Origin of the sequence: Bacillus sp. SIMBA_074, assembly GCF_046534555.1 — a bacterium.
Taxonomy (GTDB): Bacteria; Bacillota; Bacilli; order Bacillales; family Bacillaceae_G; genus Bacillus_A; species Bacillus_A mycoides.
In genome coordinates this window covers 1-231 of record NZ_JAWRYM010001323.1, presented here as the reverse complement: position 1 = coordinate 231, position 231 = coordinate 1, and the positions used below count along the sequence as shown (strand labels likewise).

Sequence of the window (231 nt, the reverse complement as noted above, 5' to 3'; positions counted from 1 at the left end):
AAAATTGTTCGCGATTTTGCCGGATTTCAGATAAAAATATATTGACTACATTTTTAAGTGCTGATATAATTTATTATTTTGTTTGCGTATATTTGTAATTTGTGATATACTTAACTTAGTGAGGTGGACCGAAAATGCCAAAAACTCTAGCTGATATTAAAACTGCACTTGATTCAAACCTAGGTAAAAGATTGCTCTTAAAAGCAAACGGTGGAAGAAGAAAGACTGTAG

General features: G+C 31.2%; 1 protein-coding gene. It reads left to right on the top strand.

The window, feature by feature from the left end; all coding sequences use genetic code 11:
- Positions 1 to 134: 134 nt before the first annotated feature.
- Positions 135 to 231, top strand: a 97-nt coding sequence (locus SB773_RS34985) for a Veg family protein (protein WP_410595184.1), incomplete at its 3' end; no start/stop codon positions are given.